General features: G+C 70.2%; 29 protein-coding genes. 9 read left to right on the top strand and 20 right to left on the bottom strand.

From position 1 onward, the window contains the following. Positions 1 to 162: 162 nt before the first annotated feature. On the bottom strand, positions 163 to 429 hold the full coding sequence (locus ACIBVP_RS32040; protein WP_396110136.1) for a hypothetical protein: 267 nt from the start codon (positions 427 to 429) through the stop codon (positions 163 to 165). An 81-nt stretch (positions 430 to 510) separates the two neighbouring features. After that, complete coding sequence (locus ACIBVP_RS32035; protein ID WP_396110135.1) at positions 511 to 807, bottom strand: hypothetical protein; 297 nt, start codon at positions 805 to 807, stop codon at positions 511 to 513. A 36-nt stretch (positions 808 to 843) separates the two neighbouring features. Between ACIBVP_RS32035 and ACIBVP_RS32030 the strand changes: the two genes are divergently transcribed. Continuing rightward, positions 844 to 1,059 carry a zinc ribbon domain-containing protein gene (locus ACIBVP_RS32030; protein ID WP_396110134.1) on the top strand — a complete coding sequence of 72 codons (216 nt, stop codon included), beginning with the start codon at positions 844 to 846 and terminating at the stop codon, positions 1,057 to 1,059. A gap of 8 nt (positions 1,060 to 1,067) precedes the next feature. Here ACIBVP_RS32030 and ACIBVP_RS32025 read toward each other — a convergent pair whose 3' ends face one another. From ACIBVP_RS32025 to ACIBVP_RS31990, 8 genes are all read right to left on the bottom strand, one after another. Beyond that, positions 1,068 to 2,843 (bottom strand): 3-hydroxyacyl-CoA dehydrogenase family protein, encoded by a 1,776-nt coding sequence (locus ACIBVP_RS32025; protein WP_396110133.1) that lies wholly within the window; start codon positions 2,841 to 2,843, stop codon positions 1,068 to 1,070. Positions 2,844 to 2,959: 116 nt separating this feature from the next. Further along, on the bottom strand, positions 2,960 to 3,934 hold the full coding sequence (locus ACIBVP_RS32020; RefSeq protein WP_396110132.1) for a hypothetical protein: 975 nt from the start codon (positions 3,932 to 3,934) through the stop codon (positions 2,960 to 2,962). A 56-nt stretch (positions 3,935 to 3,990) separates the two neighbouring features. Then, the gene (locus tag ACIBVP_RS32015; RefSeq protein WP_396110131.1) at positions 3,991 to 4,968 is read right to left on the bottom strand and encodes a hypothetical protein; all 978 of its coding nucleotides are present in this window, start codon (positions 4,966 to 4,968) and stop codon (positions 3,991 to 3,993) included. A gap of 49 nt (positions 4,969 to 5,017) precedes the next feature. Next, positions 5,018 to 5,416, bottom strand: coding sequence for a hypothetical protein (locus ACIBVP_RS32010; protein WP_396110130.1), 399 nt, complete (start codon positions 5,414 to 5,416; stop codon positions 5,018 to 5,020). Continuing rightward, positions 5,413 to 5,595, bottom strand: a complete 183-nt coding sequence (locus ACIBVP_RS32005) for a hypothetical protein (RefSeq protein ID WP_396110129.1) — start codon at positions 5,593 to 5,595, stop codon at positions 5,413 to 5,415. The genes ACIBVP_RS32010 and ACIBVP_RS32005 overlap by 4 nt, the downstream gene beginning before the upstream one ends. 86 nt (positions 5,596 to 5,681) lie before the next feature. Continuing rightward, positions 5,682 to 6,341 (bottom strand): endonuclease NucS, encoded by a 660-nt coding sequence (gene nucS, locus ACIBVP_RS32000; RefSeq protein WP_396110128.1) that lies wholly within the window; start codon positions 6,339 to 6,341, stop codon positions 5,682 to 5,684. Positions 6,342 to 6,350: 9 nt separating this feature from the next. Beyond that, positions 6,351 to 7,022 (bottom strand): response regulator, encoded by a 672-nt coding sequence (locus ACIBVP_RS31995; RefSeq protein ID WP_396110127.1) that lies wholly within the window; start codon positions 7,020 to 7,022, stop codon positions 6,351 to 6,353. Beyond that, a complete protein-coding gene (locus tag ACIBVP_RS31990) occupies positions 7,019 to 8,206 on the bottom strand; it encodes a sensor histidine kinase (RefSeq protein ID WP_396110126.1) in 1,188 nt (395 codons plus the stop codon). The genes ACIBVP_RS31995 and ACIBVP_RS31990 overlap by 4 nt, the downstream gene beginning before the upstream one ends. A 133-nt stretch (positions 8,207 to 8,339) precedes the next feature. On the opposite strand from ACIBVP_RS31990, the gene ACIBVP_RS31985 reads away from it, so the two are divergent. After that, positions 8,340 to 8,918 carry a hypothetical protein gene (locus ACIBVP_RS31985; protein WP_396110125.1) on the top strand — a complete coding sequence of 193 codons (579 nt, stop codon included), beginning with the start codon at positions 8,340 to 8,342 and terminating at the stop codon, positions 8,916 to 8,918. A 581-nt stretch (positions 8,919 to 9,499) separates the two neighbouring features. Here the strand turns inward: ACIBVP_RS31985 and ACIBVP_RS31980 are convergent. Continuing rightward, a complete protein-coding gene (locus tag ACIBVP_RS31980) occupies positions 9,500 to 10,255 on the bottom strand; it encodes a DeoR/GlpR family DNA-binding transcription regulator (protein ID WP_396110124.1) in 756 nt (251 codons plus the stop codon). 72 nt (positions 10,256 to 10,327) lie between these two features. Between ACIBVP_RS31980 and ACIBVP_RS31975 the strand changes: the two genes are divergently transcribed. Next, positions 10,328 to 11,512, top strand: a complete 1,185-nt coding sequence (locus tag ACIBVP_RS31975; protein ID WP_396110123.1) for an MFS transporter — start codon at positions 10,328 to 10,330, stop codon at positions 11,510 to 11,512. Here ACIBVP_RS31975 and ACIBVP_RS31970 read toward each other — a convergent pair. From ACIBVP_RS31970 to ACIBVP_RS31945, 6 genes are all read right to left on the bottom strand, one after another. Then, entirely contained in the window at positions 11,427 to 12,191 is a 765-nt protein-coding gene (locus ACIBVP_RS31970) for an enoyl-CoA hydratase-related protein (RefSeq protein ID WP_396110122.1), read from the bottom strand. The two genes, ACIBVP_RS31975 and ACIBVP_RS31970, sit on opposite strands and share 86 nt — an antisense overlap. A 10-nt stretch (positions 12,192 to 12,201) precedes the next feature. Next, positions 12,202 to 12,966 (bottom strand): ectoine/hydroxyectoine ABC transporter ATP-binding protein EhuA, encoded by a 765-nt coding sequence (gene ehuA, locus ACIBVP_RS31965; RefSeq protein ID WP_396110121.1) that lies wholly within the window; start codon positions 12,964 to 12,966, stop codon positions 12,202 to 12,204. 7 nt (positions 12,967 to 12,973) lie between these two features. Further along, positions 12,974 to 13,639 carry an ectoine/hydroxyectoine ABC transporter permease subunit EhuD gene (gene ehuD / locus ACIBVP_RS31960; protein WP_396110120.1) on the bottom strand — a complete coding sequence of 222 codons (666 nt, stop codon included), beginning with the start codon at positions 13,637 to 13,639 and terminating at the stop codon, positions 12,974 to 12,976. Further along, a complete protein-coding gene (gene ehuC, locus ACIBVP_RS31955) occupies positions 13,636 to 14,361 on the bottom strand; it encodes an ectoine/hydroxyectoine ABC transporter permease subunit EhuC (protein ID WP_396110119.1) in 726 nt (241 codons plus the stop codon). The genes ehuD and ehuC overlap by 4 nt, the downstream gene beginning before the upstream one ends. 17 nt (positions 14,362 to 14,378) lie before the next feature. Further along, positions 14,379 to 15,287: an ectoine/hydroxyectoine ABC transporter substrate-binding protein EhuB gene (gene ehuB, locus ACIBVP_RS31950; RefSeq protein ID WP_396110118.1), complete on the bottom strand. Its 909-nt coding sequence runs from the start codon at positions 15,285 to 15,287 to the stop codon at positions 14,379 to 14,381. Between the two features lie 213 nt (positions 15,288 to 15,500). After that, positions 15,501 to 17,513 (bottom strand): methylmalonyl-CoA mutase family protein, encoded by a 2,013-nt coding sequence (locus ACIBVP_RS31945; RefSeq protein WP_396110117.1) that lies wholly within the window; start codon positions 17,511 to 17,513, stop codon positions 15,501 to 15,503. Between the two features lie 126 nt (positions 17,514 to 17,639). Here ACIBVP_RS31945 and ACIBVP_RS31940 point away from each other — a divergent pair, with 126 nt between their 5' ends. Further along, on the top strand, positions 17,640 to 17,930 hold the full coding sequence (locus ACIBVP_RS31940; protein ID WP_396110116.1) for a hypothetical protein: 291 nt from the start codon (positions 17,640 to 17,642) through the stop codon (positions 17,928 to 17,930). 25 nt (positions 17,931 to 17,955) lie between these two features. Beyond that, positions 17,956 to 19,050, top strand: coding sequence for a sulfite oxidase (locus ACIBVP_RS31935; RefSeq protein WP_396110115.1), 1,095 nt, complete (start codon positions 17,956 to 17,958; stop codon positions 19,048 to 19,050). Positions 19,051 to 19,083: 33 nt separating this feature from the next. On the opposite strand, the gene ACIBVP_RS31930 is transcribed toward ACIBVP_RS31935, so the two are convergent. Beyond that, the gene (locus tag ACIBVP_RS31930; protein WP_396110114.1) at positions 19,084 to 19,728 is read right to left on the bottom strand and encodes a response regulator; all 645 of its coding nucleotides are present in this window, start codon (positions 19,726 to 19,728) and stop codon (positions 19,084 to 19,086) included. Positions 19,729 to 19,798: 70 nt separating this feature from the next. Next, entirely contained in the window at positions 19,799 to 20,947 is a 1,149-nt protein-coding gene (locus ACIBVP_RS31925) for a sensor histidine kinase (protein ID WP_396110113.1), read from the bottom strand. A gap of 160 nt (positions 20,948 to 21,107) precedes the next feature. Here ACIBVP_RS31925 and ACIBVP_RS31920 point away from each other — a divergent pair, with 160 nt between their 5' ends. Next, positions 21,108 to 21,755: a DedA family protein gene (locus ACIBVP_RS31920; RefSeq protein WP_396110112.1), complete on the top strand. Its 648-nt coding sequence runs from the start codon at positions 21,108 to 21,110 to the stop codon at positions 21,753 to 21,755. Positions 21,756 to 21,786: 31 nt separating this feature from the next. Here ACIBVP_RS31920 and murA read toward each other — a convergent pair whose 3' ends face one another. Then, positions 21,787 to 23,061: a UDP-N-acetylglucosamine 1-carboxyvinyltransferase gene (gene murA, locus ACIBVP_RS31915; protein WP_396110111.1), complete on the bottom strand. Its 1,275-nt coding sequence runs from the start codon at positions 23,059 to 23,061 to the stop codon at positions 21,787 to 21,789. Between the two features lie 99 nt (positions 23,062 to 23,160). Between murA and ACIBVP_RS31910 the strand changes: the two genes are divergently transcribed. Genes ACIBVP_RS31910 through ACIBVP_RS31900 form a run of 3 tightly spaced genes read left to right on the top strand, consistent with a single transcriptional unit; the run spans position 23,161 to position 25,453 of the window. Beyond that, a complete protein-coding gene (locus ACIBVP_RS31910) occupies positions 23,161 to 23,811 on the top strand; it encodes a hypothetical protein (RefSeq protein ID WP_396110110.1) in 651 nt (216 codons plus the stop codon). A gap of 59 nt (positions 23,812 to 23,870) precedes the next feature. Continuing rightward, positions 23,871 to 24,827 (top strand): zinc-binding dehydrogenase, encoded by a 957-nt coding sequence (locus ACIBVP_RS31905; RefSeq protein ID WP_396110109.1) that lies wholly within the window; start codon positions 23,871 to 23,873, stop codon positions 24,825 to 24,827. Between the two features lie 53 nt (positions 24,828 to 24,880). Next, positions 24,881 to 25,453: a cob(I)yrinic acid a,c-diamide adenosyltransferase gene (locus ACIBVP_RS31900; RefSeq protein ID WP_396110108.1), complete on the top strand. Its 573-nt coding sequence runs from the start codon at positions 24,881 to 24,883 to the stop codon at positions 25,451 to 25,453. Positions 25,454 to 25,486: the final 33 nt, after the last annotated feature.

Raw genomic sequence — 25,486 nt, 5'->3', positions numbered from 1 at the left:
ACACACATCGCGAGTCGCGCGCCCGCGCATACCGAGTTGGCAGTTTCGTGCAGGTCGTGTGTGCACGAAACGTACAACTCGGTGTGCCTGGGCGCGCGACTCGCGGTGTCTGGGCGCGCGACTCGCGGTGTTCGGGGGCGCGACTCGCGGTGTTCGGGGGCATCAGGCTGCGACCTGTTCGGCTTTCAGCTGGTCGACGAAGTGTTGGCGGGCGGTGGCTACTCGGCGCCAGTGGGCGATGCGGTCCAGTTCCGTTGAGGCCTTCGCCAGTACCTCGGCGGCGTGGGCGGCGGACTCGACCTCGTTGGCGGCGGCGTCGAGGTCGCCTGCGTCGATCAGGGCGTAGGCGCGGCGCATCTCGGACTGGGCGGTGGCGTAGATGGCGTAGGCGGTCAGGTTGTCCGCGAGGGCGCCGAGGGGGTGCGACATCGGTCTCTCCTGTCTGTGCTGGGCCTTACACAGACACGTCGAACCAGAACGCGCCGGTTCGACACCTTCGGCGCGGAATTCCTAACGTTTTCGTGTCGGCCTTCTGCGGCCGCGGGCCTGCCAGCACCCGAGGTGCCAGTGCCGCCGGTCCGCGACGGACCCCACGTCGTCGGCGGGCCAGACGACGACGTGCGCGACGCCGGGCTGGATCTCGTGGTCGCAGCCGGGGCACCGGTAGGTCTTCGTCGCCTGGGTGGCGCTCACGTTCCGCACCAGCCACTCGCCGTCGTCGCCCGACTCGGCACGCTGCCAGCCCGCCGTGCCCAGCGGGCGCGGCTCGGCACGCGGCACGCGGCGGTCACGGTTACGACGAGGCACGGGACCTCACGGTAGCGGCAGGGCAGAATGGTCGCCGTGCCGACATACGAATACCGCTGCAAGGACTGTGCGACGACCTTCGAGGTCCGCCGCTCGATGAGTGAGTCGTCCGACCCGGCCTCCTGCCCCGAGGGCCACGACAACACCGTGAAACTGCTGTCCATGGTGGCCGTGACCACGGGCGGTGACGGCGCGGCGGCACCCATGGGTGGCGGCGGTGGCTGCTGCGGCGGCTCGTGCGGCTGCGGCTGACGCCCTCACTAGCGGTAGTCGCGGAAGCCCTTGCCGGTCTTGCGGCCCAGACGGCCCGCCGTGACCAGGTGTTCCAGCAGCGGCGCCGGGGCGAACCCGGCGTCGCGGAACTCGTAGTACAGGGTGCGCTCGATCGCCAGCGACACGTCCAGCCCGACCACGTCCAGCAGCTCGAACGGCCCCATCGGCAGTCCGCAGCCGACCTTCATCGCCGTGTCGATGGCGTCCGCGTCCGCGTAGTGGGCCTCGAGCATCTTCACCGCGTCGTTCAGGTACGGGAACAGCAGCGCGTTGACGATGAAGCCCGCCCGGTCGGCGCAGTGCACCGGGTGCTTGCCGACCTGGCGGCACAACGCGTCCGCCGTCGCCACCACGTCGTCCGCGGTGGAGATCGTCGCGACCACCTCGACCAGCTTCATCACCGGCGCCGGGTTGAAGAAGTGCAGGCCGACGACGTCCGCCGGTCGCGACGTCGCCGCCGCACACTCGATCACCGGCAGTGACGACGTGGTGGTCGCGAGGATCGCGCCCGGCTTCACCGCCTTGTCCAGCGCCTCGAACACGGTCCGCTTGACCGCCAGCTCCTCCGCGACCGCCTCGACGACCAGGTCGCAGTCCGCCAGGTCGTCGAACGACGTGACCCCGGCGATCCGCGCCAGCACGGCGTCCCGGTCCTCTTCGGACAGTCGCCCCTTCGTCACCTGACGGTCCAACGACTTCCCGACCGCGGCGGTCGCCGCCGACGCCTTCTCGGCCGTGCGGGCACGCAGCACGACGTCGAAACCCTTCTTCGCGAACACCTCCGCGATCCCGGTCGCCATGGTGCCGGTGCCGACCACGCCGACGCGGCGCACATCCCGTGCCACAGAAGAGGAACCGGCCGCGCCCGGCGTGTCCACATCGGACACCACGACCGGGGAGTCGATGCCGTCGTAGGTGTAGAAACCGCGGCCGGACTTCCTGCCGAGCAGGCCCGCGGTGATCATCTGCTTCAGGATCGGCGACGGCGCGTGCAACCTGTTGCGGGACTGGCGGTACATCGTCTCGAGGATCTCGTACGCGGTGTCGAGACCGATGAGGTCCAGCAGCGCCAACGGCCCCATCGGGTAACCGCAGCCGAAGCGCATCGCCGCGTCGAGGTCCTCGCGCGTGGCGTAGCGCGACTCGTACATCGACACCGCGTGGTTGAGGTAACCGAACAGCAGCGCGTTCGCGATGAACCCGGCCCGGTCGCCGATGACCACCGGCTCCTTGCCCAGCTCACGCGCGAACTCCTCGACGTCCGCGATCACGTCCGGCTCGGTGACCACGGTGCGCACGATCTCCACCAGCTTCAGCACCGGCGCCGGGTTGAAGAAGTGCAGGCCGACGACCTTGCCCGGCCGTCCCGTGTGGACACCGATCTCGGTGACCGACAACGACGACGTGTTCGACGCGAGGATCACGTCCGGCCGGCAGACCTGCTCCAGTTCGGTGAACACCTGGGCCTTCAGCTCCAGGCTCTCCGGGATGGCCTCCACGACCAGGTCGACGTCGGCCAGGTCCTTCAGGCTCGTCGTGTACGTGATCCGCGACAGCAGCGCGTCCCGCTCGGCCGCGTCCAGCTTGCCGCCCGCCCGGGCGCGCTCGGTGGAGTGCTCGATGTGCTCACGCGCCCGCGCGACAGCCGCCTCGTCGACCTCGACGCCGACCACGTGACGTCCCGTCCTGGCCACCACCTCGGCGATGCCGGCACCCATCGTGCCGAGACCGACGACTCCGACGCGCTGGATATCCCGTGCCACCGTGCACCTCCGCAGTCCGCGACCAGAGCAGCGAACTCGGACACTACCTGCCAGTAACAAAGGCGGCAGCCTGGCCGTGGCCCAGCTCACCGGCCTGTATCGGTCAGGGGCACCGCTCAGGCATCGGGCAGTTCGGACCACACGAGCTCGGCGACGGCGGTCGCCGCGGCGCACGCCTTGGTGACCTGTCCGGTGGGCATCCGGACGTAGACGCTGGCCACCTCGACCACGTCCTCGCTCTCGATCTCGGTGAACGGGAGGTGCCCGGTCTCGACCGCGCAGTAGTCGTGCCCGTTGATCTCGCGGTACTGGCTCGTCACCGTCTGCCTGCCCGCGACCAGGCCCTCCTTGGCGTCGCCGTACACCGCGGGCTCCGGCCCGGCGCCGAACTCCACCCGCACGGTCACCGGCGAGTCGGGGCGCTGCTCCCAGAAGCACGTGTGCTTGCCGGGGTAGTCGTCCGGCCGGTTCACCCCGTCGAGACCGGGGATCGCCGCGATGTCGCCGTCGCCGACGAGCGAGCACGGGTCGACCGTGATCAGCGAGTCGTTCTGGGGGTCGCGGTGCTCGACGTCGCCGTCGAGGATGACGTCGATCGCCCACTCCATGCCGGTGTCGACCATCGGGCACGTGTCGGCGGACCCGTCGTACACGGTGCCGGCCACCTGCATGGTCACCCCGTCGGGGAACACGAGCAGCTGCGAGCAGAACGACGAGCTGTCGTTCTGCTGGCCGACCCACATCCCCGGCTCGACGTCCTTCACACGGTTGCCCTCGATCTCGGGCTGGGCGGAGAGCACCCCGAACGCGCCGACGGAGATCAGCACGTCGGCGTCGCCGTCGGTGTTGATCCGGATCGCGCAGTAGTCGAACGACTCGGGGGTCGCGAACTCGGGCGTGCCGTACTCGGCGAACGCCTCCGGGTCGGTCAGCGAACACGGCGCGACCGTCGTCAGGTCCTCGAACGCGGCCTCCGACGTCAGCTCGTCCGGGACCGTGGTCGCGGCGACCGGCAGACCGCCGACGCGCGAGGTGCACGCGGAGACCAGCACCACCGCGAGGACCGCCAACACCCGAGGCAGAACTGCCAACACCATCACGCCCTAGCGCCGTGCTTGTTCCCCGTGCCGGCGAAATTGAAGCATGTTCACGGCTTGGGCAGTGCGGGAATCAGCAGTTTCGCCACCGCCGCCGCGGTCGAGCAGCCGTTGTCCTTCGGCGTGTCCTTGTTGTCGAAGGAGACCTCGACGATCTCGTCCGCGCCGTCCTCACCGGTGGAGCGGTGCCGCCACTCGATCCGGCAGGAGGTGTGGCCGTCCGACGGGGCCTGGTATCCGGTGATCTTGTTGCCCAGGTCGACCGGTGCGCCGGGGTCGACGGTGTCGTCCTTCGGGTCGTACCCGGTGCGGAACCACACGGCGACGTTGAGGCTGTCCTTGCTCCAGTTGCACCAGTGCAGGGAGTACGGCTCGACCTCGGTGTCGACCTTGACCACGGTCTTGAGCTCGTCGGGGTCCAGCAGGCCGCACGGGTCGACGCTCGCGATGGAGCCGGACTTCTCGCTCCGCTCCGGCGGGTCCTCCCGGATCATGGTGATGATGCCGGTGAGGACCGTGCGGCCGGTGGCGCACAGCTCCTCGCCCTCACCGCCGACCTGCACGCGCAGGCCCTGGTTCGGGTTGGTGGAGGTGACGGCGCTGACGAAGCAGGCCGTGCCGTCGTCCAGCTCGCTCTCGTAGGCGGGCAGGCCGCCGATGTTCTCGTCCGCGTCGGTGGCGCCGTTGAGCGTGTCGCCGACGTAGATCGTGATGTTGAGGTCCTTGCCGTCCTTGTCCTCCATGTAGTTGGAGCAGCTGCTGAAGTCCTGCATCCGGTTGTCGGCCGGCTTGCCGAGCGGGGCCAGGAGGTCCCTGCTCAGCAGGGCACACGGGTCCAGCTTGCGCAGTTGCTCGTTGGAGAACGTCGGGTCGTTGGTCTTCGGCTTGCCGGTCGACGTCCCGGGGTCCAGCTGGCCCGCGGGCACCGTGCTGCGCGGAAAGGTCTGCTTGGCGGTGTCCACCGCCTCGCCACACCCGGCGAGCACGACGGCGGCGACCGCGGACACTACGACAAGGCTTCCCCTCACACGTGCACCGTAGCCACCGGAGTTCGAGCACATGCGGGGAACACCCGAATCAGGGCCACTCACCCCGCCTGACCAGGGACTCTTGCGCATGGTGGCGATGCAGCCACTCCGGGTGATCGAGCGCGGCTCTGAGCACAGTGGAGGCTCGCGCGTCGTCGACGTCGCCGAGGAGCACGAGGTCCAGGGTGGACGGTTGCCGTCCGGTCAGCCAGTCGAGGTACTTCCCGGGATTGGCCCGCGCGACCGCGGCTATCGCTTCCGCCCACAGGTCCACGCACTGCCGCCCCAGCTGCCCGCCCAGCTCGGAGAGCCGAGGCGGGATGTCGGTGCTGTGGTAGAGGTGGAGGACCCGGTCGAACGCAGAGGGCCCCAGCTCCGCGAGGCGGTCGGCGGCACCCTTGCGGAACTCGAAGATCCCGATCAACTCACGGTCGATCTCGTCGCTCACTCGGCCACGGCTCTCCGGTACGCCGCGATGATCGCGAGGTCCAGCAGATCGGCCTCATCTGCCGTGAGGATGAACCCCGCGCCGGGCGGTGGGGCGATGTGGATCTTCCCAGGCGCATCGGAGACGACCACTTGCCGACGCCGGGCGACGGCGTCATCGACCTCTATCCGGTACTCCATCAGCGGCCTCCGCGAGCGTTGCGCCCCTCGGATGCCCATCGCCGTCAGCCCGCGTGGCGTTTCCGGGAAATCACCCGCGACGCGGCTCAGAACAGGCGGAACTCGTCCGACTCGATGCCTCGTAGGGCGTCGTAGTCGAGGGTTACGCAGCGGATGCCCCGGTCCTCGGCGAGGGTGCGGGCCTGGGGTTTGATCAGCTGGGCGGCGAACACGCCCTGCACCGGGGCCAGCAGCGGGTCGCGGTTCAGCAGTTCGAGGTACCTGGTCAGCTGCTCGACGCCGTCGATCTCGCCTCGGCGTTTGATCTCCACGGCCACCGTGGCGCCGACGGCGTCGCGGCAGAGGATGTCGACCGGGCCGATGGCGGTCATGTACTCGCGGCGGACGAGCGAGTACCCGTCACCCAAAGTGGTGATGTGTTCCGCCAGCAGCTCCTGGAGGTGGGCCTCCACGCCGTCCTTGACGAGGCCCGGTTCCGCACCCAGCTCGTGGGCGCTGTCGTGCAGGACCTCGTCGAGGGTGATGACCAGCTTCTCACCCGCCTTGTTCGACACCGTCCAGGTGCCGTCGTCCTCGGTGAGCCAGCACGGTGGGCTCATCCAGTTGAGCGGCTTGTACGCCCGGTCGTCCGAGTGCACGGACACCGAGCCGTCGGCCTTCACCAGCAACAGACGGGTGGCCATGGGCAGGTGGGCGGTCAACCTGCCCGCGTAGTCGACCTGGCAGCGAGCGATCACGAGACGCACCGAAGCAGGCTAGCCGACCAGCCCCGCGTCCTTCGCGAGCACCGCCGCCTGCACACGGGACCGCAGGTCGAGCTTGGTGAGCACCCGCGACACGTGTGTCTTCACCGTCGCCTCGCCGACGCCGAGGCGGCGCGCGATCTGCTGGTTCGACAGGCCCTCCCCCAGGCACACCAGCACCTCGCGTTCGCGCTGGGTCAGGTCGTCGAGGCCCGGTGGCCGGGACACCGCGGGCCGGGCGGACGCGAACGCGGCCATCAACCTTCGGGTGACACTCGGTTCTATGACGCCGTCACCGGCGGCCACCAGGCGCACCGACTCGACCAAGCGCGACGCGTCCACCGACTTCAGCAGGAAACCCGCGGCGCCTGCCCGGATCGCGCCGTAGACGTACTCGTCCATGTCGAACGTGGTCAGCACGATCACCTGCGCGGTCCTCGCCTCGATGACCTGCCTGGTCGCGGTCAGCCCGTCGGTGCCCGGCATCCGGACGTCCATCAGCACCACGTCCGGGCGCAGCGCCGCCGCCTTGCGCACCGCCGTCGCACCGTCCTCCGCCTCCGCCACGACCTCGATGTCCGGCGCGCCGTCGAGGATCATGGTCAGCCCCGCGCGGATGGCCGCGTGGTCGTCGGCGATGAGCACCCGGATCACGTCGCGCGCTCGATGGTTCGCTCCGCTCACAGGGTCTCCTCCGCGGGCAGCTCGGCCCGCACCCGCCACTGCCGCTCGTGCGGCCCGGCCTCCAGCACACCACCGACCGCCTCGGCCCGCTCACGCATGTGCAGCAGGCCACGCCCACCCGAAGACTCCACAGTGGACACTGTACGGTCGTTCACCACCTCGACCACCAACGTGGCGTCCTGCCGGTCGACGGTCACCGACGCCCGCGATCCCGGTGCGTGCTTGACCGCGTTGGCCAACGCCTCCTGCACGATCCGGTACGCCGACAGGTCCACCGCCACCGGCAGCTCCGCGTCGAGGTCGGCCGAGGCCGACACGGACAGCCCCGCGACCCGCGCGGACTCCAGCAGCTGCGCGATGTCCCGCAACCGGGCGGGCGCGGTGTGCTCCACACCCGACTTCTCGGACCGCAGCAGGTGGATCATCGCGCGCATCTCCGTCAGCGACTGGACACTGTTCTCCCGCACGGACTTCAGCACCCGCCGCATCGCCGCGGTGTCACCGTCCACCATGGACAGCGCGGCGGCGGACTGGATCGCGATGGCCGACAGGTGACCGGCGATCACGTCGTGCAGGTCGCGGGCCATCCGCGCGCGTTCCTCGCGCACGGCCGCGTCCCGGTCCAGATCGGCGATCCGCGCGACCTGGTCGGCACGTGCGCGCTCGGCCGCCGCCGCGTCGCGGTGCTGGCGCACGTTGACGCCCCACCACACGGGGATCAGCGGGATGCTGCACACCTGCACGACCCGCACCACGATCTCCTGGAAGTCGTGCGCGGACACGATCGACAGGACCGCGAACACCAGCACCACGGCGCCCGCGCACCACACGACGAACCTGCTCGTGCGGCGCTTCCCGTACACCACAGCGGCGAACAGCAGGTCCATGACCACCAGCAGCGTCGGCACGGCGACGTCGTAGAACAGCTCGGCGCCCGCCAGCACGAGCGCGGCCGACAACCCGACGCCGGGTGCGCGGGTGCGCAACAGCTCGGTGGCGCAGAGGACCGCGAACGGCAGCAGCCGCAGCGGGTCGTCCGTCGCGAGCCCGCCCGGCCCCAGGCTGACGAGCTCCCGCAGCCCGGAAGCCAGGATCACGCTGCCGACCGCGAACTGCAGCACGGCCACCAGCACCGGCATGCGCGGCTCCGCCCACGCACGCAACCGTTCGACACCGGCGTTCACGGTCCCATCACAGCACACGCGCGCACGCGCGGGCGTCCGCACAAGGATGGCACCGCGGGTCCCCCGAAGTGATGACACCGGCTGCCCCGGTTTGCCGACGACATGATCGCGCGGGACCGGCACGGTTGAGGGCATGGAGGATGTCAGCCCCATGGCGATCGCGATCGTCGCCTGTGAGATCGGGTTCTGGGTGGTTCTGGCCGCCGGGCTCGTCGCCCGCTACCTGCTGCGGTGGCGGCGGACGAGCGTGGTGCTGCTGGTCGGCACGCCGTTGCTGGACGTCGCGCTGCTGGCGTTCACCGTCGTGGACCTGCGCGGTGGCGGCGAGGCGACCGCGGTGCACGGGCTCGGCGCGGCCTACCTCGGGTTCAGCGTCGCGTTCGGGCACAGCCTCATCCGGTGGGCCGACCAGCGCGTCGCGCACCGGTTCGCGGGCGGTCCGCCGCCGGTGAAGCCGCCGAAGAGCGGACCCGCGCGCGTGCGGTACGAGTGGCGCGAGTGGGGCAAGTGCCTTGCCGCGGTGGGGATCGCGTGCGCGGCGATGGCCTTGCTGTCCTTCGTGGTCGCGTCGCCCGCGCAGACCGAGGCGCTGTGGGCGCCGGGCGGCTGGATGACGCGGCTCGGCGGCGTCGTCGCCGTCTGGCTGGCACTGGGTCCGATTTGGACGGTCCTGCAGAACATGACCACGAGGGGCAGGCACCAGGGCGCGTGAATCCGCCGGTGATCGTGCTCGGTTGTGTGCGGGGTTTCCCTCCCGGGGGGTCCTCGCCGGACGGGCTGATCTCGGGCAGGGCCCCTTGACCCGGTGTGATCGGGCTTTGCCAGGTCGACGGGAGGGCAGGCAGGTCGTCTTCGTGGGCTTGCGCCCGGCCTGCTTGGGGGCCTTGCCCGCTTCGCGGGCCTCGGGCGCTGCGCGCCCGGCCGGGGGATTCCCCGAAGGGGCCTTTCGGGACACTCAACGTCCTGAGGGACGCTTTCGGGACACTCAACGTCCCGGATCGACCGGTGATCAAGGTCGGCCGTTGCGCAAGGCGGCCCGCTGCGCGGGCCAGGGCCCGCAGCGCCCGGGCGGTGCTGCGAAAGGCGCACTACCGGCGTTCAATGCTGCGAAAGCGCCCTTCGCGGCACCCGGGCGATGCCGCGAAGGCGCCCCTCGCAGCACGGCACCCGGCGGATGCGCGCCCGGCGGTGCGAAGCGGGTCTGACCAGGCCGCGCTTGCCACAGGTCCGGAACAACCAGGTTGACCACCGGTGGATCCAGGCTCAACGTCCCGAAAGCGACTTTCAGGGCAGTCAGACCTGCCGGACCACCACGCCCGCCGCTTCGAGAGCGGTCACCTCGGCGGTGGGCGCTGCGGTGTCGGTGACCACGACGTCCAGTTCGGACACCGGTGTCACCACGGCCAGCGCGGTGCGGGCGAACTTCGACGAGTCGGCCACCGCGATCACCCGGCTCGCCGAGCGCATGGCGGCCCGCTTCACGGCGGCGTCCGCCAGGTCGTGACCGGTCACGCCGTGCGCGGCGGTGAGCCCGCAGCACCCGAGGACGGCGGTGTCGAACCGCAGCGACGCCAGCGACGCCTCGGTCAGCGGACCGGTGAGCGCCAGCTCGCCCGGCCGGGGCGCGCCGCCGGGGAACAGCAGCGTGAGCGACGGGGCGCCCACGAGCGCGTTCATGGCGTGCAGGGAGAGCGGCACCACGGTCATCCGCCGGTCGTGCAGCGCGCGGGCCACCGCGACACACGTGGTCCCGCTGTCCACCACGACCGACTCGCCATCCGCGAGCAACGCGGCGACCTCGGCGGCGATCCGCTGTTTGGCCTCGACGTCCTCGGTGACCCGCAACGCGTACGGCGGCTCCTCGCCCCGCAGCAGCAGACTCCGCGCACCGCCCCGGTAGCGCTCCAGCACGCCCTGCGCAGCCAGTACCTCCAGGTCACGCCGGATGGTCATCTCGGAGGCGCCGGTCAACGCGGCCAGCTCGATCACGCTCATCTCACCCGCGTCCCGGGTCGCCTCGGCGATCCGGCGCAGCCGTTCAGTGCTCACGAACACAACAATAGTGCGTAGCGCGCCCGAACGAACATGGGTTATGTTCGAATGGTGATGCGGCGCGCTCGGGTGGCGACCTTTGCCTTCTTCGGCCTCAACGGCTTCGTCATCGGCATGTGGGTGGTCCACATCCCGGTGATCGAGCAACGGGCCGGGGTCGACCACGCCACGTTCGGCCTGCTCCTGCTGCTCCTCGGCGGCGGCGCGTTCGCCGGCATGCAGGTCGCTGGCCCGCTGACCGACCGGTTCGGCCCGCACCGCGTGGTGCCGCTGTCGGCGGTCCTGTGCACGACCGCGCTGATCCTGCCCGGCCTCGCCACCAACGGGATCGCGCTCGGCGCGGCACTCGTGGCGCTCGGCCTGGGCAACGGCTGTCTCGACGTCAGCATGAACGCGCACGCGGTCGAGGTGGAACACGCCTACGGCCGCACGATCATGTCCGCGTTCCACGCCGTGTGGTCGGTCGGCGGGTTCCTCGCCGCCCTCGCCGGGGCGCGCACGCTGACCTGGGACTGGTCGCCGGTGACCACGTTCGCCGTGTCGGCCGGCATCACGCTGGCCATCGCCGCGGCCGCCACTCCGGCACTGATGCGCAAGACACCCAAGCCCGCCGAGGAGGGCCCGAAGCAGCGCAGGCGGACCCCGGGCCGGATCTGGTGGCTCGCCGTGATCGCGTTCCTGCTCATGCTGGCCGAGGGCGTCGCGAACGACTGGAGCGTGCTGCACCTGAGCACGGTCCTGGACGCGCCGGAGGCGACCGCCGCGTTCGCGTACGGCTGTTTCGCGGCCGCCATGACCATCGGCCGCCTGCTCACCGACCCCGTCTCCCAGCGGTTCGGCCCGGTCGCGATCGTCCGCTACGGCTCGGCGATCGCCGCCGTCGGCATCCTCACCGCGTCGCTGACCTCGTCGATCCCGATGGCGCTCGCCGGGTGGACGTTGTTCGGCATCGGGCTGTCCGGGAGCGTGCCGCAGCTGTTCAGCGCGGCCGGGCACGCCGACCGCGACAACGCGGGCGCGAACGTGTCCCGCGTCGCCGGGCTCGGCTACCTCGGCATCCTCGCGGGCCCGGCGGTCGTCGGGCCGATGACGCACCTGATGCCGCTCAACCACACGTTCCTGCTGATCGCGGTGTTCTGCGTGGTCGCGGTGGGCGCGGCCGGGCTGCTCAGTCCGGCCACTCCGGACGCCGCTTCTCCAGGAACGCCGCCATCCCCTCCCGAGCACCGGGAAGCTGCGACGCGGCGGCCATGACCTCGACGGCGACCGCGTACGCGTCGGCCTCCGGCCGGTCCAGCTGCGCGTAGACCGTCTGCTTGCCGAGCGCCTTGCTGGCCCGGCTGCCGCGGGTGGCCTTCGCGAGCAGGTCGTCGACGGCCGCGTCCAGGTCCTCGTCGGGCACGACCCGGTTGACCAGGCCCCACTCCAACGCGGTCGGCGCGTCGATGACGTCGCCGGTCAGCACCATCTCCATCAGCCGCTTCCGGCCGATGTTGCGGGCCACCGGCACGGCGGGCGTGTGGCAGAACCAGCCGCCCTTGCCGCCGGGCAGCGCGAACCCGGCCGACTCGGCGGCCACCGCGAGGTCACACGACGCCACGAGCTGGCAACCGGCGGCGGTCGCCAGGCCGTGCACGCGGGCGACCACCACCTGCGGCACCGACTCGATCGTCTTCATCAGCCCGGTGCACAGCTGCAGCAGGTCACGGACCCCGACGAGGTCGCGGGACGCGACGTCGCCGAAGTCGTGCCCGGCCGAGAAGACCGGCCCCTCGCCCGCGAGGACGATGCCCGTCGCGGCCGAGTCACCGGCGTCCTCGAAGGCGCTGAGCAGCTCGGACAGGTGCTCGTAGGACAAGGAGTTCCGCCGCGACGGCCGGTTCATGGTGATCCGGACCGTGTCACCGTCGTCCTTGACCGTGATGTGCTCCATGCCTGCGAGCCTAGCCCCGCTCCAGCACCGCGCTCAGGAACTCCCGCGTCCGCTCGTGGTCGGGCTCGCTGAACAGCTTGTCCGGTGCCGCGTCCTCCACGATCTGGCCGCCGTCGAACATCATCACCCGGTCGGACACGTCGCGCGCGAAACCCATCTCGTGGGTGACGCACAGGAACGTGATGTCCGTGGTGTTCGCGATGTCCTTCAGCAGCGCGAGCACGCCCGCGACCAGCTCCGGGTCCAGCGCCGAGGTGACCTCGTCGAGCAGCAGCACGTCCGGCCGCATGGCGAGTGCCCGCGCGATCGCGACCCGCTGCTGCTGCCCGCCGGACAGCTGCGTCGGGTGTGCGTTCACCTTCTCGGACAACCCGACCAGGTCCAGCAGCTCACGCGCCCGGTCCTCGGCCTCGGCCCTGGACAACCCCAGCGAGCGGATCGGCCCCTCGGTGAGGTTCTGCAGCACCTTCATGTTGGGGAACAGGTTGAACTGCTGGAACACCATGCCGATGCGCTTGCGCACCTGGCGCTGGTGCTTCTCGTCGGCGGGCATCAGCCGCTCGCCGCGGCGCATGTGCGTGAGGCACTCGCCGTCGACGTGGATCTTGCCGCCGCTGACCTGTTCCAGTGTCATGAGCAGCCGCAGGATCGTCGTCTTGCCCGAGCCGCTCGGCCCGATCAGCGTGACGAACTCCCCCGGCGCGACGGTGAAGTTCAGCTCGTCGAGGACGACGTGGTCGCCGAACCGCTTGACCACGTCCTCGAACCGGATCATGAAATCCTCAGTGGACGGTTCCGACACGACGCTCCAACCATCGAACGAGTAGGGATGCGGAGTAGCTCAGCACGAGGAACAACAGGCCCGCGGTGGTGATCGGCTCGACGAAGCGATACGTCTCCGAGCCCTCCTCGCGTGCCGCGCCCACGATGTCCAGGACACCGATCGCCAGCAGGAGCGGGGTCTCCTTCAGCATCGAGATCGTGTAGTTGCCGAGCGCGGGCAGCACCCGCGGGATGGCCTGCGGCAGGATCACCGCCCGCCACGTCCGCGCCTTCGGCAGGCTCAACGCGGTGGCGGCCTCCCACTGCCCCGGCGGCACGGCCTCGATGCCCGCGCGGTAGACCTCGGCGGCGTAGGTCGCGTAGTGCAGACCGAGCGCGATCACACCCGTGGTGAGCGGGTCGAACTTGATGCCGAAGTCCGGGAACACGAAGAACAGGAAGAAGATCTGCACCAGCAGCGGCGTGCTGCGGATGAACTCCACGACCGCCCACGTCACGCCACGCACCACGCGGAACGGTGACCGGCGCAGCAGCGCGAACACGAGGCCGAGCACGTACGCGATGACCGAGCCGTAGACCGTGGCCTGCAAGGTCACGAGCAGACCGTTTCCGGCCACCTCCGGGAGAACGTCCCAGAAGTAGTCCCACTGCCAGACGTCGTTCACGGCGCCACCCCCGTCCTGGTGCTGAGCACCATGGACCGCAGGGTCTTGGCCCGCGACGGCTTGCGGCCGACCAGTTTCCCGGCCCAGCGCTCCAGCGCCCGCATCCCGGCGGTGATCAGGACCGCCAGCACCAGGTAGAAGAGCAGAACGACCGTCCAGATGAGCCACGCCTGGTCGATGTGCCGGTCGATCAGCACCTCACGCGCCTGGTAGGTCATCTCGTGCACGAAGATGATCGTCAACAGCGAACTGCCCTTGAGCAGCTGGACGAACAGGTTGTTGAACGGCGGCACCATCTCCACGAGTGCCTGCGGCAGGACCACGCGCCGCATCCGTTGCGCACGCGTGAAGTTCAGCGCGATCGCGCCCTCGTACTGCGCCTTCGGCACCGACTGCACGGCGCCGCGGACGATCTCCGCGCCGTACGCGCCGAAGTTCAGGCCCAGCACCACGATGCCCGCGACCAGCGGGACGACGCGGTAGCCGACCAGCACCGGCAACACGAAGTAGATCCACAGCAACTGCACGAGTTCCGAGGTGCCGCGCCAGATCTCGACGTAGATCCGCGCGAGTACGCGCACCGTCCGCGACTTCGACAGCATCGCGAGACCGAACACGAACGACAGCACGGTCGCGATGAGGATGCCGCCGACGGTCGCCTCGACCGTCAGCAGCAAACCCTCGGCGATCGTGCTGACGAACAACGACAGGTTGTCGAACACGACGTTCGCCTACCTGCTCAGGACCCCGCGCAGAGCTGCTCGGTGGTCACGTCCTCCGGCGGCAGGTTGTCCTCCGTGAAACCGAACGGCTTGACGATCTCCAACCACTCGCCGGACTGGTGCAGCTTGTCCAGCTCGGCGTTGAAGGCCTCGACCAGGTCGGTCTCGCCCTTGCGGAAGACGAAGCCGCCGGCCTGGATCTGTTCCTTGCCGCCGACCACCGGGACGAAGCCGTCGGTCACCTCGAACGGCGCACCGGAGTTCTGCTTGAGCAGCTCCTTGAGCGAGATGTCGGTGAGCGCACCGCAGTAGGCGCGATTGTCCTGCAGCGCCTGGAAAAGCTCCGGCTGACCGTCGTAGGGCTGGATCTTGTCCTCTGCGATCCCGGTCGCCTTCGCCACGCTCTGCTCGATCGTGCCCGACAGCACGGCGATCGCGAGGCCCTTGGCCTTCACGTCCTCGAAGTTCGTGACGCCCTGCGGGTTGCCCTTCGGCACCATGAAGGCGGTCGGCGTCACGTAGTCCACGTTGGAGAACTCAGCGTTCCCGCAGCGGTCGGGCTTGATGGCCATTCCCGCGGCCACCATGTCGAAGTCCCCGGCGTTCAGCGCGGGGATCAGCTGACCGAACTCGACCTGCGTCGCCTCGACCTTGTCGACGCCGATCGCCTTGAACACCGCCTTGGCGACTTCGGGCGCCTCTCCGGTGACCTCGCCACCCTCGGTATAGCCATAAGGGACCTCGCCGGCGATGCCGACCTTGATCGTCTTGGCTTCCTTGATTCTCTGCAGGGTGCCACCTTCACCGGATCCACCCTGCGGGACCTCCGAACAGGCCGTCAGCAGTGCGGGACCACCGATGACCGCGGTGCCCGCGACCGCGCCGAACCTGAAGAAGTCGCGTCGTGTCCAGTTGTTCATCGCCATCGTCCCAGTCCTCACGTCAATCGCTCGGCGTAATCGCGTCTCGATGGCAACTCAACGTAGGGGGAGAGATCGGGGCTGGTCAAAGCTGGGCGTAAGATCAACGAAGTCCGTTGTATAACCGAGACATAGTGTCGGTAACGCTCCGGACCAGGTCCCGTAGGCCCCATCGGTGACGCTCTCCGTGTCCGGCATGTTGCTTTCAGTGAGCGCCTTCTAGGTCAGCCCGTGCGCCGATCGGATGACGTCGACGATCTGGTTCATGATCTCGGTCAGCTCGTAGTCCTTCGGGGTGAACACCCGGGCGACACCGCGTTCCCGCAGCTGCCGCGCGTCGGCGGGCGGCACGATGCCGCCCACCACGACGGGGACGTCGGCCGCACCGGCGGCCCGCAGCCCGTCGACGACGTCCGGCACCACCGCGAGGTGCGAACCGGACAGGATGGACAGGCCGACCACGTGCACGCCCTCCTGCACCGCCGCGGTCACGATCTCCGCCGGGGTGAGGCGAATGCCCTGGTAGATGACCTCGAAGCCGACGTCGCGGGCGCGCACCGCGATCTGCTCGGCGCCGTTGGAGTGCCCGTCGAGGCCCGGTTTGCCGACCAGCATGCGGAGCCTGCCGCCGAGTTCGTCACCGGTCGCGCGGACCCGTTCCCGGACGGCGGCCAGCTCACCGGCACCGTCACCGCCCGAGGACGCCCCGGAGACGCCGGTCGGGGCGCGGTACTCACCGAACACCTCGCGCAGCGCGCCCGCCCACTCCCCTGTCGTCACCCCGGCCCTGGCGCACGCGAGTGTGGCTTCCATGAGGTTCGCGTCCGTGCGCGCGGTGGCGGCCAGCAACTCCAGCGCCTTGTCCACTTCGGACTGTTCGCGGCTGTCGCGCCACTGCTTGACGGCCTCGACGGCCTCCTGCTCGACCTCGGGCTTGATCGTCTCGATGGCGCCCTCGCCCTCGAGCGGACTCGGTTCGGTGTTCTCGAACCTGTTGACACCGACGACGATCTCCTCGCCCGCCTCGATCCGGCGGCGGCGCTCGGCGAGCGAGGCGACGAGCTGGGTCTTCATGTAGCCGCTCTCGACGGCCGCGACCGCGCCGCCCATCTCCTGCACCCGCTCGATCTCGGCCTTGGCGCCGTCGACGATCGCGTCCACTTTGGACTCGATGACAGGTGAGCCGTCGAAGATGTCCTCGTACTCCAACAGGTCCGTCTCGTACGCGAGCACCTGCTGCATGCGCAGCGCCCACTGCTGGTCCCACGGCGTCGGCAGGCCGAGCGCCTCGTTCCACGCGGGCAGCTGGATCGCGCGGGCCCGCGCGTTGCGGGACAGGGACACCGCGAGCATCTCCAGCACGATGCGCTGCACGTTGTTCTCCGGCTGCGCCTCGGTCAGCCCGAGCGAGTTGACCTGCACGCCGTAGCGGAAACGGCGGTGTTTCGGGTTCTCCACGCCGTAACGGTCGCGCGTGACCTCGTCCCACAGCTGGGCGAACGCACGCATCTTGCACATCTCCTCGACGAACCGCACGCCCGCGTTGACGAAGAAGGAGATGCGCGCGACGACCTCGCCCATCTTCTCCTGCGGCACCTGCCCGGAGTCGCGGACGGCGTCGAGCACGGCGATGGCCGTGCACATGGCGTAGGCGACCTCCTGGACCGGGGTCGCGCCCGCCTCCTGCAGGTGGTAGCTGCAGATGTTCGTGGGGTTCCACTTCGGCACGTTCCCGACGGTCCACGCCACCATGTCGGTGATCAGGCGCAGGCTCGGCCCGGGCGGGAAGACGTACGTGCCGCGGGACAGGTACTCCTTGATGATGTCGTTCTGGGTGGTGCCCGCGAGCTTGCCGACGACCTCGTGCCAGTCCCGTCCCTGTTCCTCCGCCTGCTCCTGGGCGAGTGAGACGTAGAGCGCGAACAGCCACATGGCGGTGGCGTTGATGGTCATCGAGGTGTTGGCCTCGGCGAGCGGGATGCCGTCGAACAGCTGCCGCATGTCGCCGATGTGGCTGATCGGTACCCCGACCTTGCCGACCTCACCGCGCGCGAGGGTGTGGTCGGGGTCGTACCCGGTCTGCGTGGGGAGGTCGAAGGCGACCGAGAGGCCGGTCTGCCCCTTCTCCAGGTTGCGCCGGTAGAGCCGGTTGGACGCGGCGGCCGACGAGTGGCCCGCGTAGGTCCGCATCACCCACGGCCGGTCCCGCTCGCTGTCGGATGGGTACGGCATCTCCAACCACCTCCGTTGGCGCGGTTCACCCGAGCGTACTGGCCGGTAACCTGGTCGGCAGCCCGTGTGTGGTGCATGCCGCAGGACCACCTGGTGCCGGACTGTCCACCGCGAGACAATGTGACCGTGTCCATGCTGATGATCCTGCTGGTCGGCCTGAGCGTGATGGCGTTGTTCGTCGTCGTGCTGCGGTGGGCGTCGAGTCTGGACACCGACAAGGCGCACCGCAAGGACTACGGCCTGCTGCGCGAGGTGGCGAAGGTGCCCTCGTCGACGGCCGCCCGGGTCGTGGAGGAACGTCTGCAGGAGGCCGGCGTGCGCGCGACGACGGTCCCCGACCCGGAGGGTGAGGGCCTGCGGATCCTCGTCTTCCCCGACGACCACGACGTCGCGATCCGGACGTTGCTCGCGGACTGACCGTCGGGGGCGCATGCTGTGTTCCATGCGCACGGATGAGGCGGCCCGCGTGGCCGCACCGGACGAGGCGGTCTCCCTCGACGAACTGCGCCTGGCGGCCCGCAACCACGGCATGCCACTGGAGGCGCTGCGCTACGACGTGACCCCGATCGGCATGCACTACCTGCTGACGCACTACGACATCCCGTTCGTGGACGAGACGACGTGGCGCCTGGCGGTCCGCGGCCGCGTGGCCACACCTCTGGTGCTGGACCTGGCCGCGCTCCGCGACTTCCCGGCGGTCGAACGCACGGTGACCTTGGAATGCGCCGGGAACGGCCGGGCCCGCCTCCTGCCCCGGCCGGTGAGCCAGCCGTGGCTGGACGAGGCGGTGGGCACGGCCCGCTGGCGAGGCGCCCGGCTGACGGACGTCCTGTCCGCGGCGGGCCTGTCGTCCGACGCGGTGGAGGTCGTCTTCACCGGTCACGACCACGGCACGGAGCGCGGCGTCGAGCAGGACTACCAGCGCGGCCTGCCGGTGGCCGACGTGGCGGACGTCGTGCTGGCGTACGAGATGAACGGCGCGCCCCTGCCGCCCCAGCACGGTGCGCCGGTGCGGGCGGTGGTGCCGGGCTGGTACGGGATGGCGCACGTGAAGTGGCTGCGTGACATCGAGGTGGTCGCGGAGCCGTTCGACGGGTACCAGAACGCCGTGGCGTACCGGGAACGGATGTCGGCGGACGATCCGGGCACACCGGTGACGCGGATCCGTCCCCGCGCGCTGATGGTCCCGCCGGGCTACCCGGACTTCATGACGCGCCGCCGGTACGTGACGGCGGGGGTGGTGACGCTGACCGGCCGCGCCTGGTCCGGTCGTGCCCCGGTGACGGCGGTGTCGGTGAGCTGCGACGGCCGGACGTGGCTGCCCGCGACGCTGGGCCCGGCCGCGGACCGGTACGCGTGGCGGTCGTGGTCGGCGACGTGGGAGGCCACGCCGGGCGAGTACACGCTGATGGCGCGTGCCGAGGACGAGACGGGCGTGCAGCCGGTGGACCAGCCGTGGAACGTCGGCGGCATGGCGAACAACATGACGCAGCGGGTCGAGGTGGTGGTCCGGCCGCCCGGCGGGGCCACCACCTAGCGTCGCGGCGACCGCGGCTCGTGGAGCACGGCGTCAGGACGCGAGGTAACGCAGAATCGCCAGCACCCGCCGGTGGTAGTCGGAGTCGCTCCCGATGTCGAGCTTGAGGAAGATCGAGTTGACGAACTTCTCCACCGCCGACCGGGACACGTGGATCCGCTTCCCGATCGCGTTGTTCGTGTGCCCTTCCGCCATCAGCTTGAGCACCTCGAGTTCGCGCTCGCTGAGCGTCGTCAACGGGTCCGCCTTCGACGGCTTCGTGACGAGCCGCCGCACCACCTCCTCGTCGAACGCCGCCCCACCGTCGGCGATACGGCCGAGCGCGTCGAGGAACTCTCCGACCTGGGTGACCCGGTCCTTGAGCAGGTAGCCGACCCTGCCCTGGTCACGCCCCAGCAACTGCCCGGCGTAGCGGGTCTCGACGTACTGCGAGAGGACGAGAACCCCGACCTGCGGCCACCGTTCCTGGATCACCAGGGCCGCGCGAAGCCCCTCGTCGGTGTTGGTGGGTGGCATCCGCACGTCGGTGACGACCACGTCCGGCAACTCCCTGCCGGTGATCTCGACCAGGGACTCCCCGTCCGCGACAGCGCCGACGACCTCGTGCCCCTCCTCGGCAAGCAGCCGGAGAAGCCCTTCACGCAGCAGCGTGTTGTCCTCGGCGAGAACGACTCTCACAACGCTCCCCTGTCGAAACGCGAGGCCGTCCTCGCTCCGGATGTCCACTCCGCTGGCGCGATCAGAGCACTCACACCGGTAACCACGCACGAACCACCGTAGGCCCACCGGCCGGACTGTCCACAGTGAACATTCCGTCCGCCGCGGCGACCCGGCTCGCCAAGCCGGACAGGCCGGACCCGGCCGGATCCGCACCCCCGCTTCCGTTGTCCCGGACGGAAACCACGATCCCCTCCCCTTCCGCCACCACGTCGATCTCGATCGCGGACGGTCCACCGTGTTTCAACGCGTTGGTGACGGCCTCGGACGCGACGAAGTAGGCGACCGTCTCGGTGGCCAGGTCCAGTCGTCCGGCCAACCCGTACCGCAACGACACCGGCACGCTCGACCGCTCGGCGACGCCCTCCAGGGCCGTGTGCAGGCCACCCTCGTCCAACGCGGTCGGGTACACCCGCCACGTGACGTCGCGCAGATCCCGCAACGCCTGCTGCGACTCCTCGTGTGCCTGCCGCAGCAGATCGTCCGCGTGTTCCTGGTCGGACGCGCGCCGCGCCCTGCCCAGCAGCAGGCCCAGCGCGACCAGCCGCTGCTGCACACCGTCGTGCAGGTCGCGTTCGATCCTGCGGCGTTCGTCGTTGATCGCCTCCACGACCCCGGCGCGGGTGGTGGCCAGCTGGGACACCCGCCTGCGCAGCAGTTCCTCCTCGGTCGGCCCGAGGTACTGGTTGGCCAGGGACCGTTCGAGGGTCGCCACGCCGATCAGGCCCCACACCGCCCCGAACACGAGGACCAGCCCCATCCCGGCGATGGCGATGATCTCGTACCACGTGTTGCCCTCCTCGCCGCCGCCGACCGGCTTCCCGTCGACGACCTGCCAGCCCATGATCGCCGCGGACACGACGCCGATCAGGATGAGCCCGAGGATCGACGCCCCGATCAGGCCGACGATGAACCGGCGGACCAGGTAGGACTGCGTGCGCGGCCAGGTCGGCTGGACGCACAGGAGGTCGTCGAAGTCCAGGTAGGCGACCAGCCTGCGGCGGTTGAGGTCGACCAGTCCGCTGCCGAACGCCTCGATACGGGGCCGGGCGGTGGGTATCGCGTGCACCGGGGTGAGCAGCACCACCAGCACCATCTCCGCCAGCGCGGTAAGACCACCCAGCGTGAGCCCCACCGTGCCGCGGCGGGCACGGTGCAGATGGGTGGCGAGAGAAGGCATGTGGCCAGGTTAGCGAGGGTGCGGGGATCGCGAACTGTGGATGTCCACAATGTTTTACTGCGGACAACCACAGGCAAATCGGGCGGATCTCCTCATGGCGCGCCCACCTTCGGACACATAGCGTTGCGATCATCCACCCCCGATCCGAAGGAGCAGAGGCATGATCGTGGCAGCCGCCGACCAGCCGGGAGGTCTCGCCGGCCTGGCGGTGGACCTCATGGACAAGCTGGGCGGTCCGGGCGCGGCGTTACTGGTCGGCATCGACAACATCTTCCCGCCGATGCCGAGCGAACTGGTGCTGCCACTGGCCGGCTTCTCCGCGAGCCAGGGCACCATGAGCCTGTTCATGGCGTTGTTCTGGACGACCCTCGGCTCCGTGGTGGGCGCCCTGCTCACCTACTGGCTCGGCGCCTGGCTCGGCCGGGACCGGGTCCGCGCACTGATCATCCGCGCGCCCCTGATGAAACCGTCCGACTTCGACCGCACCGAGAGATGGTTCCTCAAACACGGCACGAAGGCGGTGTTCTTCGGCCGGATGGTGCCGCTGTTCCGCAGCCTCATCTCCTTACCGGCGGGCGTGGAACGCATGCCGATGTGGCAGTTCCTCTCCCTCACCACACTGGGCAGCCTGATCTGGAACTCGGTCTTCGTCGTGGCCGGCTACCTGCTGGGGGCCAACTGGCAGGTCGTCGACGAGTACGCGGGCATCTTCCAGAAGGTCGTCATCGCCGCGGTGGCACTGGCGATCGTGCTGTTCGTCGTGGTCCGGGTACGCGACAGGAGGCGCAGCAAGACCGACGCCGGCTAGCCGACGAGACGCGGCCAGGCCCCGCAGGGAGTCAGTTCCGGTCCGGGTCGCCTGTCACGCGCCGGACGTCCGCACCCAGCTTGACCAGGTTCTCCACGAGACCCGGGTACCCGCGGTCGATGTGGAAGACGTCCCAGACCTCCGTCACACCGTCCGCGCACAGGCCCGCGAGGACCAGGCCGACGCCCGCGCGGATGTCGGACGCCCACACCGGGGCACTCGACAGGCGTTCGACGCCGCGGACCACAGCGTGGTGGCCGTCGGTGCGGGCGTCGGCGCCCAGGCGGACCATCTCCTCGATGAACCGGAACCTCGCCTCGAACAGGTTCTCGGTGATCATCGAGGTGCCGTCGGCGATCGAGGTCAGCGCGATGGCGAACGGCTGGAGGTCGGTGGCGAAACCGGGGTACGGCAGCGTCACGAAGTCGACGGCGGTGGGCCGGTCGTGCTGGACGACCCGGAACGACGTGTCGTCGATGATCGTCACCTCGGCGCCCGCGGTGCGGAGCTTCTCCAGCACCAGGTCCAGGTGGTGGGGGTCGACACCGCGGACGGTGACGTCACCGCAGGTCATCGCCGCGGCGAAGGCCCAGGTCGCCCCGACGATGCGGTCGCCGATCACCCGGTGCTCGGTGGGCTGGAGCGCGTCGACGCCGTGGACGGTCAGGGTGGACGTCCCGACGCCCTCGATCTTGCCGCCCATCTGCTGGAGCATGAGGCAGAGGTCGACGATCTCCGGCTCGCGGGCCGCGTTGTCGATCACGGTGGTGCCGTTGGCGAGCACGGCGGCCATCAGGATGTTCTCGGTGGCGCCGACGCTCGGGAAGTCCAGCCAGATCTGGGCGCCGTGCAGGCCCTCGGCCTCGGCGACGACACACCCGTGCTCGATCTCGCTGCGCGCGCCGAGCTGCCGGAGGCCGTTCTGGTGCATGTCGAGCGGCCGCACGCCGATCGCGTCACCACCGGGCAGCGCGACCACGGCCCGCTTGCAGCGCCCGACCAGCGGCCCGAGCACACACACCGAGGCGCGGAGCTTGCCCATCGCGGGCGAGTCGGCGCGATGGTTGAGGTCGGCGGGCGTGGTGATGGTGACCGTGTCGGCCTCGATGGTCACCTCGCAGCCGAGGCTGCGGAGCACCTCGGCCATCAACGGCACGTCCAGGATCTGTGGGCAGTTCGTGAGCGTCGTCGTGCCCTCGGCCAGCAACGCGGCCGCCATCAGCTTCAACACGCTGTTCTTGGCGCCGACCACGTCGACCTCGCCGACCAAGCGTGCGCCGCCATGTACCTGGAAGTGCTCTGTCACGAGCGCCCATCATGCCCCAGCCGCACTCGGGGTCGCGCGCCACCCGGTGCTCGGTGGGTTCGCTACCCTGCGGGCCCGTCGTCTACCAAGGGGTCGTCCGTGAAGTTCCTGTCGCGCTTCGCGAGCCCGGCCGGGTTCGTGCTGGTGCTGCTGTTGTTCTTCCTGCTGCCGTTCGTCTCGGCGTCGTGTGACGTGCCCGGCTACGGCGACGCGGGCGCGACGTACACCGGCGGCCACCTCGTGAGCGGAGCCGACCCCGAGGTGCCGGACGAGCTGAAACGGCTCGCCGAGGACCCGGAAAGCCCGACCGCGCTGTCCGACCCACCGGATCCCGGCGTGCAGATCCTCGCGATCGGTCTGGCCGTGCTCGCGGCCGCGGGTGTCCTCACCGTGCTGATCCCGCACCTGAAGGCACGTCTGCTCACCGGCGGCGCGCTGGCGGTGGCCACGCTGGCGGCGACGGTCGTGACGATGACCGTCGCCATGTCGAACCTGCAGGACGCGCTGCTCGACTGGGCCCGGCAGACCGGTGCGGCCGAGAGCCCGGACGGCGACCGGCTGCGGACCGCCGTCACCGAGGTGACGCACACCGAGGTCGGCTTCTGGCTGATGGTGGCCGTGCTCGCGCTGATCACGCTGATGGCCACCACGCTCGGCCTCCTCAGTGACCGGCTCCAGGCGGTGATCTCGGGACGTGACGCGGGGCACACACGGTCGAGCGGGTTCCCGTTCGGCAGATCGGACGAGTGACCGTTGACCTCCACGTTGCTGGAGGTTGCACGCTGGAGTCCTACCGAGTGGAGGACTTGATGCGTGCGGTGTGGTTGCGGGAGTTCGGCGGGCCCGAGGTGCTGACGATCGGCGAGGCACCGGATCCCGTCGCGGAGCCGGGCCGGGTCGTGGTGGACGTCGAGTACGCCAACACCACGTTCGTCGAGACCCAGTTCCGGGCGAGCGGGAACGGCCCGTTCGCGGTCACGTTGCCGATGGTGCCCGGCAACGGCGTGGGCGGCGTGGTCGCCGCGGTCGGCGACGGGGTCGACGCCGACCTGCTCGGCGTCCGTGTCGTCACCAGCACCGGCGGCTCCGGCGGCTATGCCGAGCGGGTGGCCGTCGACGCGACCGCACCGTTCCGGGTGCCCGCGGAGGTCACGCTCGACGTCGCGGTGGCCCTGCTCGCGGACGGCAGGACGGCGACGATGATGACCCGCGCCGCCGACGTCCGGCCGGGCGACCGGGTGCTGGTCGAGGCCGCCGCGGGCGGCGTCGGCAGCCTGATCGTGCAGCTGGCGAAGGCCGCGGGTGCACAGGTCGTGGCCGCGGCGGGTGGTACCCGGAAGGTCGCGGTGGCGACGGACCTGGGCGCCGACGTGGCCGTCGACTACACCGACGACGGCTGGCCGAAGCGGGTCCGGGACGCGGTGGGCGCGGTGGACGTGGTCTTCGACGGTGTCGGCGGTGACATCGGCCGCACGTCGTTCGACCTGCTCGACCGCGGCGGCCGGATGGTGAGCTTCGGCCTGGCGAGTGGCGCGTGGACCTCGGTCCCCGAGGACGAGGCGACCGCACGCGGGGTCACGCTCGTCCGCCCGACGGCGACGCCCGCGGAGCTGCGCGCGTACACCGAGAGCGCCCTGGCGGAAGCCGCGGCCGGACGGCTGCACCCCGTGATCGGGCAGCGGTACCCGCTGGCGAGGGCGGCGGACGCCCACGCGGCTATCCAGTCCCGCGCCACGATCGGCAAGACCCTGCTGGAAACCCGCTGAGCACCGGCGGCGCTCTCGGCCGTGACGGAACGGCCGCCGGTAGTGTGCCGGGCATGGCCGTTCACATCACGCGCGTGTACACGAAGGTCGGCGACAACGGCACCACCGCCCTCGGGGACGGGCAGCGGGTGTCCAAGACCGACCCTCGGCTCGCGGCGTACGCCGACGTCGACGAGGCGAACGCGGCCATCGGCGTCGCCGTGGCGATGGGCGGGCTGTCCGACGAACTGCTGGACGTGCTGCGCGCCGTGCAGAACGACCTCTTCGACGTCGGCGCCGACTTCTGCGCGCCGGTCGTGCCGGATCCCAAGTACCCGCCGTTGCGGATCACCGAGGAGTACGTCACCCGGCTCGAGGAGTGGTGTGACGAGTTCAACGGGCGGCTCGAGAAGCTCTCCTCGTTCATCCTGCCCGGCGGCACCGCGGGCGCGGCCCTGCTGCACGTGGCGCGCACGGTGACCCGGCGGGCCGAGCGCAGCGCGTGGGGGCTGGTCGAGGCCGACGGAGAGCGGACCAACCTCCTCGCGGCCAAGTACCTCAACCGGCTCTCCGACCTGTTGTTCGTCCTCTCGCGGATCGCCAACCCGGACGGTGACGTGCTGTGGCAGCCCGGCGGCGGGCGCTGATTACTGCGAACGGACCGTTCCGGCGCCGCTGAC

Source organism: Actinophytocola sp. NPDC049390 (assembly GCF_044466355.1).
Classification (GTDB): Bacteria; Actinomycetota; Actinomycetes; order Mycobacteriales; family Pseudonocardiaceae; genus Actinophytocola.
Note: the sequence above shows the minus strand (reverse complement) of the source record. Positions and strands in the feature narration are given on the sequence as shown.

Coding starts and splice junctions, on each gene's coding strand:
- ACIBVP_RS31935 (WP_396110115.1), top strand. CDS start 17,956: ATGCGCACGGATGAGGCGGCCCGCGTGGCCGCACCGGACGAGGCGGTC.
- ACIBVP_RS32040 (WP_396110136.1), bottom strand. CDS start 429: ATGTCGCACCCCCTCGGCGCCCTCGCGGACAACCTGACCGCCTACGCC.
- ACIBVP_RS32005 (WP_396110129.1), bottom strand. CDS start 5,595: ATGGAGTACCGGATAGAGGTCGATGACGCCGTCGCCCGGCGTCGGCAA.
- ehuB (WP_396110118.1), bottom strand. CDS start 15,287: ATGGCGATGAACAACTGGACACGACGCGACTTCTTCAGGTTCGGCGCG.
- ACIBVP_RS31985 (WP_396110125.1), top strand. CDS start 8,340: ATGGAGGATGTCAGCCCCATGGCGATCGCGATCGTCGCCTGTGAGATC.
- ACIBVP_RS31925 (WP_396110113.1), bottom strand. CDS start 20,947: ATGCCTTCTCTCGCCACCCATCTGCACCGTGCCCGCCGCGGCACGGTG.
- ACIBVP_RS31905 (WP_396110109.1), top strand. CDS start 23,871: ATGCGTGCGGTGTGGTTGCGGGAGTTCGGCGGGCCCGAGGTGCTGACG.
- ACIBVP_RS31970 (WP_396110122.1), bottom strand. CDS start 12,191: ATGGAGCACATCACGGTCAAGGACGACGGTGACACGGTCCGGATCACC.
- ehuA (WP_396110121.1), bottom strand. CDS start 12,966: ATGATCCGGTTCGAGGACGTGGTCAAGCGGTTCGGCGACCACGTCGTC.
- ACIBVP_RS31920 (WP_396110112.1), top strand. CDS start 21,108: ATGATCGTGGCAGCCGCCGACCAGCCGGGAGGTCTCGCCGGCCTGGCG.
- ACIBVP_RS31900 (WP_396110108.1), top strand. CDS start 24,881: ATGGCCGTTCACATCACGCGCGTGTACACGAAGGTCGGCGACAACGGC.
- ACIBVP_RS31945 (WP_396110117.1), bottom strand. CDS start 17,513: ATGCCGTACCCATCCGACAGCGAGCGGGACCGGCCGTGGGTGATGCGG.